We start from the raw sequence: 18,122 nt of genomic DNA on the forward strand, positions 1-18,122 counted from the left end.
CCGTGCCGGTCCCGCGCCCTTCGGTCCCGCCCTCCCCCGTCGCCGTGGTGCGCGGTTCGGAAGCCGCCGGTGGGTGGGCCGGTCAGGGGAAGAGGGCCTTGATGCGGGCGGCCTGCTCCAGGCCCTCTGCCACGCTCTGCTCCTCCAGGGTGCGTGATCGCGCTCCCTGGAGGAGTCGCTTGGTCGCGACAGCCGCGTCCCGGTTGGTCGACAGCAGCTCCGCGGCCTTGTCTCGTACGGCTTGCGACAGGTCGCCCCGGGCGACCACTTTCTCCACGAGGCCGATCCTCATGGCCTCGTCCGCGTGCACGGTCCTGGCCGTCAGGCAGATGTCGATCGCCTTGGCCAGGCCCACCAGCTCCACCAGGGGCTTGGTCCCCGTGAGATCGGGCACCAGGCCCAGTGCGGGCTCCTTCATGCAAAACGCAACATCATCGGCCACGATCCGCAGGTCGCAGGCGAGCGCGAGTTGAAATCCCGCCCCGATCGCATGCCCTTGCACTGCGGCGATGGAGACGATCTCCGGGCGGCGCAGCCACAGAAACCCCGCCTGGGCCTGCCTGATGCGCTGCTCGAACTCGGCGTCCCCGATCTTGACCGCCGAGCTGAACGAGCCCTGTCCGGGCACTCCCTCAGGTGTGAACATCCGCAGGTCGATACCTGCCGAGAAGGACGGTCCCTCACCTTTCACGACGACGACGCGCACCTGCTCGGGCAGGCTCTCGCCGATGCGAGCCAGTGCCGACCATGTCGCGAACGTCTGCGCGTTGCGCTTGTCCGGCCGGTCCAGCGTGATCGTCGCTATCTCACCGTCCACCTCGAAGCGAAGCCCGATCTCCGCCAATCGCTCGGCTGAGACGTCCTCCGCATACCCCCCACGCTGCTGCGCCTCTGCTTCCGCCATCGCCCGCTCCTTCCAGCCACAGTGCTGACCGTCGCGCCCGAGCCTACAGAATATGATTCTGGCTCGGGCGCGACGCCGGCTGACTAGGGACGGGCGGCTGCGGTCGCACGTTCCGAGGCGGCCGTCAGCGCTTGGACTTGCCTCGGGTCGCCCCGCCGCGCCCACGCAGAGTCACACCGGACTCGCTCAGGATGCGGTGGATGAACCCGTAGGACCGACCGGTCGAAGCGGCCAGGGCGCGGATGCTCTCACCCGCGGCGTAGCGCTTCTTGAGATCGCCGGCCAGTTTTTCCCGGTCGGCCCCGGTGACCCGGGTGCCCTTCTTCAGTGTCTCGGCCACGAGTACCTCCTGTAGTGCCGGACTTCCGCAGCGTTACTCCGCCATGATCAGTCATTTCAGCGGGATCGGCTACCTACTCCACGGGAAAAGATCCGTACCCACTCAAATTAAGATCAGGCAAGTGCCACAAGATCGGAAAATTCGTCGCTCCACGCGTCTTCAGTTCCGTCAGGTAGCAAGATCACCCTATCCGGTGACAGGGCGTCAACGGCACCCTCGTCATGTGTGACTAGGACGATTGCTCCTGAATACGACCTTAGAGCGTTGAGAACCTGCTCGCGGCTGACCGGATCGAGGTTGTTCGTGGGCTCGTCGAGAAGGAGGACGTTGGCGCTCGAGAGCACCAGCATGGCCAGCGCCAGCCGGGTCTTCTCGCCGCCGGACAGGACTCCGGCGGGCTTGTCGACGTCGTCGCCGGTGAACAGGAACGAGCCGAGCACCTTGCGCAACTCGGTGTCGGTGAACTCGCCGCCGGCCGAGCGCATGTTCTCCAGCAGCGTCCGCCCGGAGTCGAGGGTTTCGTGCTCCTGCGCGTAATAGCCGACCTTGAGGCCGTGGCCCGGGCGGATCTCGCCGGTGTCGGGCTCCTCGATGCCGCCGAGCAGGCGCAGCAACGTGGTCTTGCCCGCGCCGTTCAGCCCGAGGATGACGACTCTGTGACCGCGGTCGATGGCCACGTTGACGTCGGTGAAGACCTCCAGCGAGCCGTACGACTTGGACAGGCCCTCGGCCATGAGCGGGGTGCGCCCGCACGGCTGCGGCTCGGGGAAGCGCAGCCGCGCGACCTTGTCGCTCTTGCGCTCCTCCTCGGTGCCGGCCAGCAGGCGGTGCGCACGGCGCATCATGTCCTGGGCGGCCTTCGCCTTGGTGGCCTTGGCACGCATCTTGTCGGCCTGCGCCAGCAGCGCGCCGGCCTGTTTCTCGGCGTTGGCGCGCTCGCGCTTGCGGCGCTTCTCGTCGGTCTCCCGCTGGGCCAGATATGCCTTCCAGCCGACGTTGTAGTGATCGATCACCGACCGGTTGGCGTCCAGGTGCAGGACCTTGTTGACCGTCGCTTCAAGAAGGTCGACGTCATGGCTGATGATCACCAAGCCGCCCTGATGAGATCGCAAAAAATCACGAAGCCACCCGATTGAGTCCGCATCTAGGTGGTTTGTCGGCTCGTCGAGAAGGAGAGTTTCCGCCCCGCTGAAAAGAATGCGCGCCAATTCCACGCGCCTGCGCTGCCCCCCGGAAAGCGTTTGCAACGGCTGTGTCAGCACCCTGTCCGGCAATCCGAGGCTGGAGGCGATGGAGGCCGCCTCTGCCTCGGCCGCGTAGCCGCCCAGGACGTGCATCTGGTCCTCGAGCCGGCCGTACCGCTTGACCGCCTTCTCCCGCGTGCGCTCATCGGCCGACGACATGCCGAGCTCCGCCTCACGCAGCTTGCGCAGCACCTCGTCGAGCCCGCGCGCGGACAGGATGCGGTCACGGGCCAGCACCTGCAGGTCGCCGGTGCGCGGGTCCTGCGGCAGGTAGCCCACGCTGCCGCTGGTGGTGACCGAGCCCGCGGCGGGCAGCGCCTCGCCCGCGAGGACCTTGGTCAACGTCGTCTTGCCCGCGCCGTTGCGGCCGACGAGCCCGACCTTGTCCCCGGCGTTGACCCGGAAGGTGGCTTTCTCGATGAGCAGGCGCGCGCCCGCGCGCAGCTCGATATCATTGGCGATGATCATGGTGGCGGAACACTCCCGAGCTAGGAAACGAGGGTTTTGGGCGTGCGACGCCGATCAATCGGGAGTGTGCATAGGGATCAGTGTATGGCCCCGCACGGAGCCATACCTCCGATTAACGCTCCGCCAGGTGCTTGCCGATCAGGGCGAGGTTGTGGATGGCGGCCAGGCCGTACTGCGCGGCGTCGTTGGTGCTGACGAACGGGGCCTCACCTACGGGCGAGAGCACCTCAGGCCCGTCCACCAGCGTCAGCTCCCAGTTCTGCTGCCGCTGCAACGGGTTCGTGTTGAGCTGGTCGCCCTCGTCGAGTGCGAACTTCCGCCACGCCCACGCGGCCAGGCCGGCGTCACCGGTGCGGGCGGCCGCGTACGCGGTGAGCCTGCTGTGCGCCTGGATCAGCGAGATGCCGCTCAGCCGCTGCCCTGCCTCGGCCTCCTGCTGCTCCGGCGGGGCGAGGTAGAGGCGGCAGTAGTCCAGCCACGCCCGCTCGAACCCGGGTATGCCCAGGTCGAGTGCGATGAGCTCGGCGCAGATCTCCGGCAGGCCGAACAACGACGACAGGTGCGAGACGGAGATCCTGTCGGTCGAGGTGTCGAAGCGACCGGTCTCCAGGTTCAGCCGGGCGTCGCCGGTGAGGAAGCCCTGCGGCAGCGCGCCGATGTCGGCCATCGTGCCCAGCAGCCGGTCTCGGGCCCGCTCGTCGCCGTGCCGTTCCCAGCGCGTGAGCCAGGCCGCCGCCAGTGAGCCCCAGTCGGTGCCGAGCCCGACCGACAGCGCCGCCGGGTCCGGGGTGTAGACGTCCCGACGCACCTTGCGCTGCGGGTCGATGATCGTGAACGTCTCCTCGGGCACGCTGAGCTCGTCCATCAGGTCGCCGGTGCGCTCGTCGGCGGTCAGGTAGTAGTAGAAGCGCCGGTAGGCGGCGTTGGAGATGCGCAGTTGCTTGCAGCTGCAGCCCCAGTGCTGCACGTTGTGCCGGCTGCCCAGGCCCTTCCAGCGGCCCAGGTGGTAGACGTCGACCTCGCCGGTGTGCCGGGTCATGGCCTCGGCGAAGCGGAAGACGTCGGCCCGGCCGGTGCGCAGGTATTGCAGCCACAACCACAGGTCGGGCGAGAGCTCGGAGTTGTCCCAGGCGTAGCCGCCGATGTCGTAGCGCCAGGTGTGCCGATCCCCGTCGTAGGTGTGCATGACGTCGCCGTAGTCCCAGAACCCGTACCAGCGGCGTTGCTCGCGTTCCCGGACGTACAGGTCGAACAGGAAGTCCAGGCGGTCCTCGATCCGCGCGTGCGCGGGCGTGGAGCGGTCGGGCAGCTCCCAGATGCCGAACACGCCGGCCTCGCGCACCCGCTCGGGAGTCGCGACGAGCAGCCCCGGCTCGTTCATGGCGGCCGCGCAGGCGGCCAGGTCCGCCGAGGAGGGCGTGGCGTCGACAGCGCGCAGGGTCAGCTGGTGGGTACGCGCCACGCCGTGGGCGTCGCCGAAGCCCGGCTCGTAGTCCTCGTAGGTGACCTCCAGACCCTCCAACTGCTCGGCGAAGGTGTCCTGGCCCATCCCGTCGTGGTAGAAGCGCAGGTCCATGGCGGGGGCCGACGGCGACCACAACCAGACGGTCGCGGTGGCGAGATCGGTGGCCGCGTTCCTGATGTCGAGGCGGGTGGGGTGCAGCCGCCAGAAATCGCGCAGGCCGAAGCCGAGGCCGCCGCTGACGCCGCCGACGTAGCCGTAGCCGGCCGAGCGGGTGCCCGGCGGGATCGTCACCCACGCGTGTCCTTCGGCGGTGCGCTTGCGCAGCGTGAAGCCGTCGGCGGAGCTCTGGTCGAGCGTGTAGTCGTTCCAGGCGGGGATGAGGTGCAAGCGGTTGCCGACCTCCGGGTCGATCTCGCCGCACGGCCGGCCGGCGACCTGCGCCCGGCGTACGGACTCGCCGGGGTCGCGGCGCAGCCCGGTCAGGCCGCGCACGGCCTCGGTGAGGAAACCCTGGTCCCCGGCGAGCCGGACGTGCCGGTCGTGGAGCTCATCGCGCATGACGACGTCGGCCCGCAGGCCAAGCCCGGCCAGGAAGTCGCGCTCGGGGTCGCCGTCCCAGACGAACGTGTGCAGGATCCGCACGTCCTCGGCGCCGGCGTAGAAGTACAGGCGCACGGTGAACGGCAGCCAGTCGCCGTGCCGGCCCTCCAGGCGCACCACGGCCCGCACGGGGCCGTCCTGCTCGACCGTCACCCGCTCGACCACGCCGGTGGCCTGCTCGCGAGCCACCGGGCCGCCCTCGTCGGGAGTGGGCTCGGCCTGACGGAGGCTGACGAGGCGGACGTCCCTGGCGATCTCGCGGCTCCCGCGCGAGATCGACCGGGCCAGCGTGCCGCCACTCTCCTCGATCGTCCAGGTCACCACGCCCGTGCCGACAGTCAGCACGCCGTCCTCGCGGGCGACGGTGACAGGCGTGGGGAGCGTGGCGGGCTCGCGGCCCGGCTCCAGCCGGTACTCAGTGGCGCTGGGCCGGGCGCCGATGGCGTGGGCCGACCACTTGACCGAGCCGTCCGGCCACGTAGCGGTCACCCAGCTCTGCACGGGCACCTCGCGACCGTCCGCGCCGGCCAGGGCGAACGGCGCGTCCGGCTCGACCGCGCCGCGCGGCCACGGGACTCCCCAGGTCACCCCCTGCTCCCCCGGTCGGTCCAGCCAGCGCAATGCTGTCATGCGAACTCCTTCAGCCGCTCCGCGACGATCCTCGCCACCTCGTCGGCGCCGCGGAAGCAGAAGTGGGTATCGTCGGCGATCCCGTCCGGGTAGAGCGGGTGCACGCCGGGCGGGAAGTGCGTGAACAGGGTCTTGGACCCCTCCGGGCCGAGCCGCTCGTACAGCTCGGTGGTGGCCGCGGTCAGGTCGATCAACGGTACGTCCTCGGCGGCGGCCAGCGCGCGGACCTGGTCGGGGTAGCCGCCGTGCGTGGGGACCAGCCGGTCGCTCTCCCACCGGCGCCGCTGCACCGGCGTGCACAGGACGGGCCGCGCCCCGGCCCCGCGCGCCTCCTTCACGAAGGCGCGCAGGTTGTCCTGGTACGGCAGGCCGGGATCCTTCTGGTCGTTGTGCCCGAACTGGATCACCACCAGGTCATCGGGCACGACCTCGCGCAGCAGCGCCGCCCACAGCCCTTCGGCGCGGTGGCCGGCCGTGGTGGCGCCGCCCTTGGCGAAGTTGCGCACCGGGCGGCCCACGTAGGCGCCGAGCTGCGCGCCCCACCCCGACATGGGCGCCTCGAACGCCGGGCACGAGGCCACCGTCGAGTCCCCGGCCAGCAGGATCGCAGCCGTCATTCCTTGACCGATCCGATCAGCACACCCTTGACGAAGTGCTTCTGCAGGAACGGGTAGAAGCACAGGATCGGCAGCGTGGCGATGACCACGACGGCGAACTTGAGCCCCTGGGTGGGGAAGAACACCGTCTCCAGCGCCGACAGCGCGTTCTGCGCGTCCGCGCCGGTGAGCTGGCGCACCAGCACCTGCAGCGTCCACTTGCTGGAGTCGTCGATGTAGAGCAGCGGCGACATGTAGTCGTTCCAGATGCCCACGGCGTAGAACAGCGAGAACGTCGCGATGATCGGCTTGGACAGCGGCAGGACGATCTTGAAGAAGACGCCCATCTCGGTGGCGCCGTCGATGCGTGCCGCCTCCTCCAGCGCCTCGGGCAGCTCCTGGAAGAAGCTCTTGACGATGATCAGGTAGAAGGGGTTGATCGCGAGCGGCAGGATCAGCGCCCAGTAGCTGTTGAGCATCCCCAGGTCGCGGACGACGAGGTAGGTGGGGATGATGCCGCCGCTGAACACCACCGTGAAGATCACCAGGTTGAGCACCAGGGTGCGGCCCGGCAGGTACCGCTTGGCCAGCGGGTACGCCATGGTGAGCGTGAGCGCGACCTGGATGACCGTACCGACGAGCGTCACCCCGATGGTCGTGAGCAGCGCCCTGATGAACACGTCGGTGGCGAAGATGTACTCGTAGGTGCTGGTGACGAACTTCTCCGGCCACAGGAAGAACGTCCGCGAGGAGATCTCCGACTCCGAGGCGAACGATCCGGCCAGGACGTACAGCAGCGGCAGGAGCGTGATCATCCCCAGCCCGACGAGGACGGCGATGTTGATCGCGTCGAAGATGCGGCTGCCCACAGAGCGGTATTGGTTCACAGACATGAGCGCTCCTAGAACAGTCCACGCTGGCCGAGGCGCTTGGCCAGCCAGTTGGAACCGAAGATCAACAGGACTCCCACAACGCCCTTGAACAGGCCGACGGCGGTCGCGTAGCTGAACGCGCCCTGGTTGATGCCGACGTAGAAGACGAAGGTGTCGAAGACGTCAGCGGTGGCGCGGTTCAGGTTGTTGGTCATGAGCCAGATCTGCTCGAAGCTCATGTCGAGCAGGTTGCCGGACATGAGAATGGCCATGACGACGATCGTCGGGCGGATCGCCGGGAGCGTGACGTGCCACAGCTGCCGCCACCGTCCCGCGCCGTCCATCCTGGCCGCCTCGTACAGCTCGTGGTTCACCCCGGCCAGCGCCGCCAGATAGATGATCGTGGTCCACCCGGTGGTCTTCCACAGCGTCTGCAGGATGATGATCGGCCGGAACCAGTCCGGCTGTGCCACGTAGTCGATCTTCTGCCCGCCCAGAATCTCATGGACCCAGCCCGCGAGGACGCCGTAGTCGACGGAGAACAGGATGTACGTCAGCGACGCGACGATCGTCCAGGACAGGAAGTGCGGGATGTAGATCAGAGACTGCACCGAGCGCTTGAGGATGTTGATCCGCAGCTCGTTCAGCATCAGCGCCACGATGATCGGCGCCGGGAAGACGAAGATGACGTTCAGGAACGCCAGGTACAGCGTGTTGTACATCAAGCGGCCGAAGTCGGGCCCGGTGAACAGGTCCACGAAGTGCTTGAAGCCCACCCATTCGCTGCCGTTGTAGCCCAGGAACGGCACGAAGTCCTGGAAGGCGATCTGCAGGCCGCGCATCGGGACGTACTTGAAGACGATGAAGTACGCCAGCCCGGGGATGAGCAGCAGGTACAGCCATCGGTAGCGCCACAGCGTGCGGGCTCTGTCGGGCTTGTGCCCGGCTACCTTGGCCGCCTTGACCGGTGGCGGCGCCAGGTCGGTGGCCACTCGGCCTCCTTTCTAGGGGAGGGGCCCGTGAGGGCCCCTCCCGCGTCACATCACTGGCCGAGCTTGGCGACCAGGTCGTTGATCTCCTGGGCGATCTGCGTGCCGCCGCCGTCGTACCAGCGCTTGATCTCGGCCTTCAGCTCGTCCTCGCTGAGCTGGCCGGCGAGGTACTTGATCCGCGCGTCGGTGACGATCGGGTTGAGCGTCGCGCCCTTGGCCACGGCGGTCGGCGAGACCACCGGCAGGCTCGGGTCGAACACGGCCGTCTTCAGGTCCTCGGCCACGCGCTCCTTGCGCTCGGCCAGGTCCTTCCGGTACGGCGCCTCCGGGGGAACGCGCGGGTAGGCGATACCGGTGGTGCCGGTGCTGGCCTGGGTGCCGAGCTGGATGAAGGCCTTGTCGACGTCGTCCTGGACCTGCTTGACCTTGGGGTCTTCCTGGTTGATCAGGACGGCTTCGCCGTTCTCGACCTTGAAGTTGCGGCCCTCGATGCCGTTGGTGAGCAGGACCTGGCCTTCCTTGCTGGCCAGCTTGTCGAGGGTCTTCAGCAGCTCGTCCAGCTGGGCCTCGGTCTTCACCCGCTGCTTGGAGACGGCCAGGATGTCCTTGTAGCCGCTGAACGGCAGGGAGAACTTCTTGCCGTCAGGACGGGCGAGGTTGCCGACCGTGAGGACCTTGTCGCCGTAGGTCTGCGGGTCCTGCTCCTTGAGCAGGTCGAGCAGCTGCGTGGTACGGACGTCCACGTCGATGATGATGCCGCCCTTGCCCTGGACGAACGGGTCGTTCCACTTGGCGGTGTCGAGCGTGTTCCAGTCCGGGTTGACGAGGCCCTCGTCGATCATCTTCTTCATGAAGCGGTTGGCCTCGAAGAACTCGGGCGTGTCGAACTCGGGCACGAGCTTGCCGTCGCGCTCACCCCAGTTGTTCGGGGCGCCGAACCAGACGTCCATCACGTTGAACGGGCTGGAGGCCGCGAAGGTGGTGCCGGGCCACTTCGGGATGATGAGGCCGTAGGTGTCGTCCTTGCCGTTGCCGTCCGGGTCCTTCTTGGTGAACGCCTCAGCGATCTTGTAGAGGTCGTCGGTGGTCTTGGGCGCCTCCAGGCCGACCTTCTTCAGCCAGTCGGCGCGGATCATGACCGCGGAGCGGAGCAGCGGCCTGGTCCGGTAGGGGCCGTAGATCTTGCCGTTGATCGAGGAGTTGAGCAGGACCTTCTCGTCACCGACCAGGTTGGGGTACTTCTTGATCTTGTCGGTGAGGTCCCAGAACGCCCCCGCCTCTGCCGCCTTGCCGAACGCCGGCGACTTCGGGTCGACCACCATGACGTCGGGGATGTTGGCGGAGGCCAGCGTGACGTTGACCTTCTCCGGGTAGTCCGCGTTCGGCACCCAGGTGACCTTGATCTTCTTGCCGAGGAACTTCTCGATCGCCTGGTGCAGCTCGCCCTGCGGGTTCGGGGCCGTGCCGAACAGCTGGGTCATGAAGGTGATGGTGTTGGCGTCGGCCTGGCTCGACTCGCCGCCACCGCCGGTGCCGGAGCAGGCGGATGCCAGCAGGGCGGTCGTCAGCATTAACGCACCAGCCATGAGCCGATTACGAGATGCGCTCATAGGTTCCCTTTCGAATGCAGGCGCGCCTCGTTCTCCTCGAAGAAGCGCAGGCAGAGCCAGGTGTTGAGATAGATCCATGCGCCGATGCTGATCACCGGTGCGAGAACGGGCAGCGTCATGGTCACGTAGACGATCGCCCAGAGCGCGAACAGCAACAGCACGGTGGAGGCCGGCCGGGTCCAGGCCAGGAGCGACGCCTTGGGGATGTAGCCCCAGAGCGGCAGCTCGTAGTGCACGTACAACGGCCCGATGTACGCGCCGACGGCGGCCAGCACGAGCAGTGCGGCGAACGTCGCAATCCGCAGCGCGCCCGAGTCCGTACCTTGCGCGGCAAAGTACAGGTAGTTGCCGATCAGGACGGTGGCGACGAGCGCCACCGGCAGGACCAGCAACGAGGCCCGGACGAACTCCCGTCGGTAGACGGTCCAGAATTCACGCCAAGCCTGAAACGATTCATTGCGGGCGTGCCTCCGAGCCAGGGTGTAGGCGGCTACGGTGGCGGGCCCGAGCCCGAGGATCACGCCTCCCGCGAGGGTGAAGACGATCCACATCAGGTTCAGCTGGACCGCCCAGATCAGCTCTGAACAGGCAGCTTGGATTCTGATCGACAGTGCGGGATGGTTCATCCGGCATACCACCTTTCGTGGCATCTGCACGGATCGGGGGTGGGTTGTTGCCCCGCAGTTCCTGCCCCGTTACAGGCGAGTGAACGGCGGGTTGGTGCGAAATTAGTGTTGAATCGACTCAAAGTCAATGAGCCCAGACCCGGAGATTTCCGTACTCTCCGATGAGCGGAGCCATCTGGCGAAAGCCGATTTTGCCTCCTGCCAGGGCGGAGCCACCGATCGAGCCGTCGTCCACCCAGCGGAACGAGACCAAATCGTTGATAGAGAAGATGATCTCCGTCCCCTTGACGTCGAGCCGGACGGCATAGGGGCCCTCGGCGTCGAGCACCGCCGGGAGCGGATCCGGGCCCTGCGCGACCAGGTGGAAGCCGTGGCTCTTACGCAGGTTGCAGGTGTGCAGGGCACGTTCTGAGGCCCACATGCGGCGGAAATAGGAGACGTGGTAGGCGTCGATGTCGCCGTGGTGGTACTGGTCGTAGGGGCCGGTGCGCTCGGCCAGGGCAGGGTCGAACAGGTCCTCGCCGTTCCTGCCGCGGGCGTGGAAGAACATGATGGCCAGGCCCGGCTCCCTGACCGGCCAGAAGTCCCACTCGATGGTGATGTCGGCGGGGAAGTCCTCGGGGCACCACAGCACCAGGTTGGCGGCCTGGCCGTCGGAGGCGGGTCTTCGGCTCTCCAGGCGCATGCGGCCCTGCGGGAACGAGAGGGCGCCGTCGCCCTCCATGCGGAAACCTTCCAGGTCGTCGGCGGTGGCGAGAGGGTTGCGATAAACGATCTCGGGCAATGGGATTCCTTCCGGTGGGCACGCCGGCAGGGGCCCTCGGCCCCTGGCCATGGCATGGCCCGGAATCGGTGGCGGGGAAGCGGTGGAGCGTCAGTCGTCGCGGCGCATGGCGCTGGACTCCCGTACCACCAGGTCAGGCTGGAAGATGACCTGTCTGTGGCGATGTTGCTCGGGCTCGGCGACCTCCTCGAGGAGGAGGTCGATGGCCGTGCGCCCGAGCAGCTCGCGCGGTTGCCGCACCGAGGACAGCGGCACCGCGGCCGCCGCGGCGAAGTCGATGTCGTCGTACCCGATGATGGCCAGGTCCTCGGGCACACGCAGCCCGTGGGTGGCCATCGCCTGTAAAAAGCCGAGCGCCATCATGTCGTTGGCGCAGAAGACGGCGGTGGGCCGTTTCCCTGGTGGCAGCGCTGCCACGCGCTCCCCGATGGCCCGCCCTTCGGCGACGGTCAGCGCGGGGGCGGTGGCGGTGAGCAGTTCGACCGCTCCGTCGGCGGCGGCGACGGCGCTGCTCAGGCCCGCGTGCCGGTCCGCCACCTGTTTGATGGACGGCGGCCCGCCGACGAACATGATCCGCCGGTGCCCGCGTTCGACGAGGTGGGCGCCGGCGATCTGCCCGCCGAGCCGGTCGTCGACCGCCACCGAGCACTGCAGCCCGGAGGCCGGGCGGTCGACCAGCACCACGGGCGTGCCCCGGGCGATCAGCTCCTCCAGCCACGGGGTCTCCGTCTCGACCGGGGTGATCAGTATGCCCATCACCCGCTGCTGTTCGAGCTGGTCGAGGTGGCGGCGCTCGCGACCGGGGTCGCCGGCGCTGTTGCAGAGCACCACCATCGTGTCGTGGTCCTCGGCCAGCGCCTCGGCACCCTGGGCCACGTCCACGAAGAACGGGTTGGACACGTCGAGCACGACGAGTCCAACCGTCCTGCTGCGGCCCACCCGCAGGTGGCGGGCCACCTCATTGCGGACAAAACCGAGCTTCTTGATCGCTTCGAAGACGCGTTCGCGTGTGGCGGGGGACACGATCTCCGGGCGGTTGAGCACATTGCTCACGGTGCCCACTGAGACGCGCGCCAGCTGCGCGACCTCCTTGATGTTCCTGGTCGCCATCGATCCTCACGAGGCCGTGCTGCTGTGATTTCGCTCATCATAGCGGCATTCAAGATTCTTTTGAATCGTCTCAAAACCTCAAAACGGTCACGAGGTCGATGGTGCGGCGGCGGCCATCGTGCCGTCGAGCATCAGGCGCAGGTGCTCCCCGGGGCTCGCAGCCACGTCCCGGATCGGTAGTTCACCCTCTATAGGGGCGAGGCGGCGGCTCCGAAGAGCCTTCAATGCTCGGAGAAGACGGCGGTGTCGAGGTCGAAGCCGATCGGGTCGGGGATGTGCACCGTAGACCCCATGGCGACGCGGGTGATGGTCTGGTATTCGCCTTCTTTGGCGTCGCTGAGCACGGTGACGGTGGGCGGCACGGCGATCGGGTCCACCAGAAGCATGACGGGAACGCCGCCTGCCGCGTACATGGGAGGCTTCTTCACCCGATCGTCTTCGACGCTGCCCGGAGAGATCACCTCGGCCACCATCAGCAGACCCGAGGACAGCAATTCCCGGTCGCCCCAGCGAGGGCAGTCAGGCGGGGCGAGCACGAAATCGGGCTCGACCGGGGTCCGCGGCCCATCGATGCAGACATCCACATTGCCTACAAAGCCGTGCCAGCCGCGTTGAACCCGCAGAGAAAACAACGCATCGTTGATCAGCATCGCGATTCTCGCGTGCTCGGGGGTGCCGACGGGGCTCACGATCAATCTCCCATCGATGACTTCGGTGCGGAGACCAGGAAGAGGCGGCAGGGCGTCGAACAGCTCGCGGGCTGTGGCGGGTAGCCGTGCGGTGTCGGTCTCAGGGGTGAGCCGGCAGGGGCTGCTGCGTGATGCCAGGACCATGTTGGGCTCCCTACGTGTTCGTACGGACACGAAGAGTATCGCACCGTCGGGAAGCTACGCAGCCCGAAGGAGCGACGGCCGTGGCCAAGTGCCGCGAGGTCATCCCGGGGAGCTGAGGCCTGGAGGATCCACCACGCGGACCCGTACCGCGCGGAAGGTCGCAGGCGTGTCGCGCAGCACGGCCAGTTTCGGGTCGGGCACGACCAGGAACGGCTCGGTCTCCAGCGCGAGGAGCGGCGCCAGGCGCCGGTCGCCGCGCAACGCGTCCACCGCCCGGCGGTCCCCGCCGAGCACCACCGCGTCCAGCTCCCCCAGGTACGGCGACAGCACCCGCACCGCCGTCTCCACCGCGTCGTCGAACGCCTTGTCGGCCTGGTTGCGCCGCCGCCTGGCGAAGCGCTGCTGCGACCACCCGCCCGCCGCCGTCCGCCCCTGCACCAGCCGCGACCCCACCTTCGAGGCCACCAGGGCGGAGCCGCGGAAGACGCCGGCCGCGTAACCGCCCAGCCGTACCAGGAAGACCCCCACCCGCCGCTCGGCCTGGGCATGCGTGACGAGCCTGGTGACGTGGGGCGGCCCCGGCTTCATGGGCGGGAACGGCACGTGCAGCTCGGCCAGTGCCCCGTCGGCGGCGCTCAGCCGCACGAGCCGGTCGTCGCCCGTCGCGGTGAAGGGGCCGTGCCGATCGGCGAAGCCGTCGATCCACGGGTGCACGCGCTCAGGCGGCACCATGACCCACCGGCCACCACCCTTGGCCGGACGCGCGCTCATGGCCTGAAGGCTAACCCACCGCCGCCGGTCCCCCGCGACCGAACGGCATTCCCCTACGCGCCAGTAGGGAACTGCAGGGGAAATATCGGTAAATTCTGTTTCGTGGGCCTTCTGTGACTCCAGCTGCGGGCGGAATCATCTGTCTGTGTCGTCCTCCCTGCTCACCAGCCCCATGGTTGACCTCGACACCGGGGCGGTCATCGCGCACCCCGCCGTCGTCGACCAGGCGGGCACCCTCCGGGCGACCCCGCTGCCCATGATTCTGGAGCTCCCCGTCCGGGTGCTGCTGTCGGGCGCGGGCGCGCTGGCGCCGCTGCACGAGGCGCTGCGCCGGGCGGGCAGGCATCCGCGCGAGGCCATCCTTGTCGTCACTGGACCGTGCCATGAGCAGGATCGGCCGCTGATGAAGGTCGGGCTCGACGGCCTGCGATCGATCGGCTACCTGCTGGGCTTCGCTGATGTGGGATCCTATGGCGCGTCGCTGGAGCTGGTCACGGACTCCTCGCCGTACCTGCTGGCCCTGGATCCCGACCTGGTGGCGCGCATCCCGGCCGACCACCGGGCGACCGCGGTGGCGCGGTCGGTGGTGACGCTGGCGCGCGGCATCGGCGCCCACGTGATGGCGCCGGGCGTCGAGCGCGAGCCGCAGGTGGCGGTGGTCCGCGGCCTGGGCGTGCGCCTCGCGCACGGCCCCCTGCTCGCCCCCGGCCCCGACGGCAAGGTACGCGTGCCGCTCCCCGTCAGCGACACCACGCCGGACACCGCGCTGCTGGGCCCGCGCGTGCAGGAGCTGCTGATCCCCGCGGTGACGCTGCCGGCGGAGGCCAAGGCGGAAGAGGCCGTGGAGGCGTTCGGGCACGAGCCGACGATCACGAGCGTCATCCTGGTGGACGAGTACCAGCGGCCCAAGGGCAGCCTGGACCGCAGCCGGTTCCTGCTGTCGTTCGCGGCCCGCTACGGCCATGCCCTGCACGGGTCGAAACCGGCTCAGCGGCTGGCCGACCCACCGCGCACGGTCCCGCGGACGACGCCGGCGATCGCGGCCATGCAGGCCGCGGGGCGCGACACCGGGCGCGTCTACGACGACCTCGTGGTGACCGACGAGATGAACCGCTGCCTGGGCATCGTCCGCGTCTCCGACCTGATCAGGCAGGTGGCCTCGGTCAGGAGCTGATAACGACTCGCCACCGGTCCTGTGCGGCGGCGCGGTGCCCGGATATGAAGAAGTCATGCCGCTGAACAGACGGGCCCTGCTCGGCGCGGGGATGCTGGCCGGGGTGGCCGCGTGCACGCCCACGCCCGCACAGAACGCCCAGAACGCCCAGAACGCTCCGCAGCGTCGCGCCTTTGATCCCCAGGATTGGGCCTCCGTCCGGGCGCAGTTCGCACTGGACCCCGCTTACGCGCAGTTCGCGGCGTTCGTGCTGGCCCCGGCTCCGGCGCCGGTCCGCGAGGCGATCATCAAGCACCGGGACGCCCTGGACGCCGATCCGGAGTACACCCCGCCCGGCGGCGGCCAAACCCCCGACCAGGCGGTACGCGATGCCGCGGCCCGCTACCTGGGCATACGCGCCGAGCCGCGCGACATCGCGCTGACCGACAGCACCACGATGGGCCTCGGCCTGCTCTATTCCGGCATCCGGCTGCGCCCGGGACAGGACGTGCTGACCACCGAGCACGACTTCCTCGCCACCCACGAGGGCCTGCGGCTGCTGGCCGAGCGCACCGGCGCGAAGGTCCGCAGGGTGCGGCTGTACGACGACCCCGCCGCCGCCTCGAAGGACCGCATGGTGTCGGCGATCAAGGAGGGGCTCGGCCCGCGGACCCGGGTGGTGGCGGTCACCTGGGTGCATTCGAGCACCGGCGTCCGCGTGCCGGTCCGGGCCATCGCCGACATGCTGGCCGAGGTCAACAAGGGCCGCGACGAGCACGACCGGGCGCTGCTGTGCGTGGACGGGGTGCACGGGTTCGGCGCGATGGCCGACGGGGTGACGGACCTGGGATGCGACTTCCTGGCCAGCGGCACGCACAAGTGGTTGTTCGGGCCGCGCGGCACCGGCATCGTGTGGGGCCGGGACTGGGACGCGGTCGCGCCGATCATCCCGAGTTTCAGCCAGGCCGCGTTCGCCGCCTGGCAGAGCGGCGGGTCGCCGGACGCGAGCACGGCCGAGCTGGTCACGCCGGGTGGTTACAAGGCGTTCGAGCACCGGTGGGCGATGCCGGAGGCGTTCGCGTTCATGACGGCCATCGGCAAGGACCGCGTGCAGCGGCGCACGCAGGAGCTGGCCACCCGGCTCAAGAGCGGCCTGCGGGAGCTGCCGCACGTCACGCTGGCCACGCCCGAGTCGCAGGAGCTGTCGGCGGGGCTGGTGTGCTGCGCGATCAGCGGCATGCAACCGCTGGAGGCGGTGAATCGGCTGCACGCGCAGAAGGTGATCGCGAGCGTCACGCCGTACCACGAGCCGCTGCTGCGCTTCGGGACCAGCATCGTGACCACGCCCGAGCAGGTGGATCAGGCGATCAAGGCGATGCAGGGGCTGCGATGAACGGGCCGGGCGGCGGGACGTGCCTGCCGCCCGGCCCCGGCAGCTGTCAGAGGCGGCAGGCGTAGATGTCGGTGACCAGGATGGCCCTCGCGCCGATGTCCCACAGCTGGTCCATGATCTGCTGGTGGCCCTTGCGCGGCACCATGGCGCGGACGGCGACCCAGCCCTCGCGGTGCAGCGGCGAGACCGTCGGACCCTCCATGCCGGGCGTGAGCGCGATCGCCTCCTCGATGCGCTCGGCGCGGATGTCGTAGTCCATCATGACGAAGTCGCGGGCGTGCACAACGCCCTGGAGGCGGCGGATGAGCTGGCCGGCGGCAGGCGTCTCCGGCGCGCCCTCCTGCTTGATCAGCACGGCCTCCGAGCGCATGATCGGGTCGCCGAACACCTCCAGGCCGACGTTGCGCAGCGTGGTGCCGGTCTCCACGACGTCGGCGACCGCGTCGGCCACGCCGAGCCTGATGGCGGTCTCGACGGCGCCGTCCAGCTTGATCACGCGGGCGTCCACGCCCTGGTCGGACAGGTATTTCTCGAGCAGGCCCGCGTAGGAGGTGGCGATGCGGCGGCCGTCGAGGTCCTGGACCGACGTCATCGTGCCCGCGGCGGCGGCCAGGCGGAAGGTGGAGCCGCCGAAGCCGAGCGGCATGACCTCCTCGACCGGCGCGCCGGAGTCGACCAGCATGTCGCGGCCGGTGATGCCGAGGTCGAGCGTGCCCTCCCCGACGTAGACGGCGATGTCGCGGGGGCGCAGGAAGAACAGCTCGCAGCCGTTGTCCTGGTCGACCACGACCAGCTCTTTGCTGTCCCTGCGCGACCGGTAGCCGGCCTCTTTGAGCATGTGCTGGGCGGCCTCGCTGAGCGCGCCCTTGTTGGGTACTGCCAGACGCAGCATGTCAGGTCCTCGGTTTTCTCTCGCTTCTCCAGGGTCGGCGGCGGCGGGCGCTCGGCGCCCTAGAGATGCTTGTAGACCTGGTCGAGACCGATGCCTTTGGCGATCATGAGCACCTGCACGTGGTAGAGGAGCTGGGAGATCTCCTCGGCGGCCCTGTCGTCGGACTCGTGCTCGGCGGCCATCCAGCTCTCGGCGGCCTCCTCGACGACCTTCTTGCCGATGGCATGGACGCCGGCGTCGAGCGCGGCCACGGTGCCCGAGCCCGCGGGCCGGGTCCGGGCCTTCTCTGACAGCTCGGCGAACAGCTCTTCGAAGGTCTTCATGGTCTCTCTCGTGGCTCGGCTGACGTGCGTGTCAAGACTAGTCTGCGACAGGGCGTGCCGCCGCCTCGCGTCCGCCACGCGAGACCGAGCAGGTCAGCCCAGGGCCTTACGGCCCGCATGATCCGCTCCATGGCATGGACGGACTCGCCGCACGCCCTCGCCCTCGTCAACTCCCTCAAAGGTGTCTCGGCCCGCTACCTCCGCCAGGAATACAGCGCTCACGTCCGCAAATACCTGTGGGGCGGGCACTTCTGGTCCCGCTCCTCCTACGCGGGCTCGACCGGCGACGCCAGCCTGGCCACCGTCCGCACCTCCATCCAGTCCCCGGGACCGGCCCCAGAAATGAGACGAGACCAGACGCGGTCAGGCTGGGTCCACACGTGCGGGTCAGGGCACGCGCAGGCGCTGGATCCCTCGCAGGCCTTCACCTTCCGGCAAGATCACTCCTTCAGGACGAATCGGACAAGAATTCTGTCATCATGTCGCTGATACGGTTCAGCGAAAGTTTCAGGGAAG

Annotated in this window: 18 protein-coding genes; 3 read left to right on the plus strand and 15 right to left on the minus strand. The window is 68.7% G+C overall.

The features are described from left to right. Positions 1 to 82 precede the first annotated feature (82 nt). From EDD27_RS23590 to EDD27_RS23650, 13 genes are all read right to left on the minus strand, one after another. The gene (locus EDD27_RS23590) at positions 83 to 904 is read right to left on the minus strand and encodes an enoyl-CoA hydratase/isomerase family protein (RefSeq protein WP_127934305.1); all 822 of its coding nucleotides are present in this window, start codon (positions 902 to 904) and stop codon (positions 83 to 85) included. 124 nt (positions 905 to 1,028) lie between these two features. Continuing rightward, complete coding sequence (locus tag EDD27_RS23595) at positions 1,029 to 1,244, minus strand: helix-turn-helix domain-containing protein (RefSeq protein ID WP_020547488.1); 216 nt, start codon at positions 1,242 to 1,244, stop codon at positions 1,029 to 1,031. A gap of 113 nt (positions 1,245 to 1,357) precedes the next feature. Further along, positions 1,358 to 2,956 carry an ABC-F family ATP-binding cassette domain-containing protein gene (locus EDD27_RS23600; protein ID WP_127934306.1) on the minus strand — a complete coding sequence of 533 codons (1,599 nt, stop codon included), beginning with the start codon at positions 2,954 to 2,956 and terminating at the stop codon, positions 1,358 to 1,360. 112 nt (positions 2,957 to 3,068) lie between these two features. After that, positions 3,069 to 5,651 (minus strand): exo-rhamnogalacturonan lyase family protein, encoded by a 2,583-nt coding sequence (locus EDD27_RS23605; RefSeq protein ID WP_127934307.1) that lies wholly within the window; start codon positions 5,649 to 5,651, stop codon positions 3,069 to 3,071. Beyond that, positions 5,648 to 6,268 (minus strand): rhamnogalacturonan acetylesterase, encoded by a 621-nt coding sequence (locus tag EDD27_RS23610; protein ID WP_127934308.1) that lies wholly within the window; start codon positions 6,266 to 6,268, stop codon positions 5,648 to 5,650. The genes EDD27_RS23605 and EDD27_RS23610 overlap by 4 nt, the downstream gene beginning before the upstream one ends. After that, positions 6,265 to 7,140: a carbohydrate ABC transporter permease gene (locus EDD27_RS23615; protein ID WP_127934309.1), complete on the minus strand. Its 876-nt coding sequence runs from the start codon at positions 7,138 to 7,140 to the stop codon at positions 6,265 to 6,267. The genes EDD27_RS23610 and EDD27_RS23615 overlap by 4 nt, the downstream gene beginning before the upstream one ends. A gap of 8 nt (positions 7,141 to 7,148) precedes the next feature. After that, a complete protein-coding gene (locus tag EDD27_RS23620; protein ID WP_241564212.1) occupies positions 7,149 to 8,111 on the minus strand; it encodes an ABC transporter permease in 963 nt (320 codons plus the stop codon). A 50-nt stretch (positions 8,112 to 8,161) separates the two neighbouring features. After that, the gene (locus tag EDD27_RS23625; RefSeq protein ID WP_241564213.1) at positions 8,162 to 9,697 is read right to left on the minus strand and encodes an extracellular solute-binding protein; all 1,536 of its coding nucleotides are present in this window, start codon (positions 9,695 to 9,697) and stop codon (positions 8,162 to 8,164) included. A 20-nt stretch (positions 9,698 to 9,717) separates the two neighbouring features. Continuing rightward, positions 9,718 to 10,347: a YesL family protein gene (locus EDD27_RS23630; RefSeq protein WP_241564214.1), complete on the minus strand. Its 630-nt coding sequence runs from the start codon at positions 10,345 to 10,347 to the stop codon at positions 9,718 to 9,720. Positions 10,348 to 10,471: 124 nt separating this feature from the next. Next, a complete protein-coding gene (locus tag EDD27_RS23635; RefSeq protein WP_206641624.1) occupies positions 10,472 to 11,131 on the minus strand; it encodes a DUF1961 family protein in 660 nt (219 codons plus the stop codon). Positions 11,132 to 11,221: 90 nt separating this feature from the next. After that, positions 11,222 to 12,241, minus strand: a complete 1,020-nt coding sequence (locus tag EDD27_RS23640) for a LacI family DNA-binding transcriptional regulator (RefSeq protein ID WP_127934312.1) — start codon at positions 12,239 to 12,241, stop codon at positions 11,222 to 11,224. A 221-nt stretch (positions 12,242 to 12,462) separates the two neighbouring features. Beyond that, the gene (locus EDD27_RS23645) at positions 12,463 to 13,074 is read right to left on the minus strand and encodes a Uma2 family endonuclease (RefSeq protein WP_127934313.1); all 612 of its coding nucleotides are present in this window, start codon (positions 13,072 to 13,074) and stop codon (positions 12,463 to 12,465) included. A gap of 99 nt (positions 13,075 to 13,173) precedes the next feature. Then, on the minus strand, positions 13,174 to 13,845 hold the full coding sequence (locus EDD27_RS23650) for an acVLRF1 family peptidyl-tRNA hydrolase (RefSeq protein ID WP_127934314.1): 672 nt from the start codon (positions 13,843 to 13,845) through the stop codon (positions 13,174 to 13,176). 145 nt (positions 13,846 to 13,990) lie between these two features. Here EDD27_RS23650 and EDD27_RS23655 point away from each other — a divergent pair, with 145 nt between their 5' ends. Beyond that, entirely contained in the window at positions 13,991 to 15,019 is a 1,029-nt protein-coding gene (locus tag EDD27_RS23655) for an EAL domain-containing protein (protein ID WP_127934315.1), read from the plus strand. 55 nt (positions 15,020 to 15,074) lie between these two features. Continuing rightward, positions 15,075 to 16,391 carry an aminotransferase class V-fold PLP-dependent enzyme gene (locus tag EDD27_RS23660; protein ID WP_127934316.1) on the plus strand — a complete coding sequence of 439 codons (1,317 nt, stop codon included), beginning with the start codon at positions 15,075 to 15,077 and terminating at the stop codon, positions 16,389 to 16,391. Between the two features lie 46 nt (positions 16,392 to 16,437). Here the strand turns inward: EDD27_RS23660 and hisG are convergent, their stop codons facing one another. After that, on the minus strand, positions 16,438 to 17,283 hold the full coding sequence (hisG, locus tag EDD27_RS23665) for an ATP phosphoribosyltransferase (RefSeq protein ID WP_127934317.1): 846 nt from the start codon (positions 17,281 to 17,283) through the stop codon (positions 16,438 to 16,440). 59 nt (positions 17,284 to 17,342) lie between these two features. After that, positions 17,343 to 17,606 (minus strand): phosphoribosyl-ATP diphosphatase, encoded by a 264-nt coding sequence (locus EDD27_RS23670; protein ID WP_020547470.1) that lies wholly within the window; start codon positions 17,604 to 17,606, stop codon positions 17,343 to 17,345. Between the two features lie 129 nt (positions 17,607 to 17,735). Between EDD27_RS23670 and EDD27_RS23675 the strand changes: the two genes are divergently transcribed. Continuing rightward, positions 17,736 to 18,095: a transposase gene (locus tag EDD27_RS23675; protein ID WP_164903763.1), complete on the plus strand. Its 360-nt coding sequence runs from the start codon at positions 17,736 to 17,738 to the stop codon at positions 18,093 to 18,095. Positions 18,096 to 18,122: the final 27 nt, after the last annotated feature.

Source organism: Nonomuraea polychroma, assembly GCF_004011505.1.
GTDB lineage: Bacteria > Actinomycetota > Actinomycetes > Streptosporangiales > Streptosporangiaceae > Nonomuraea > Nonomuraea polychroma.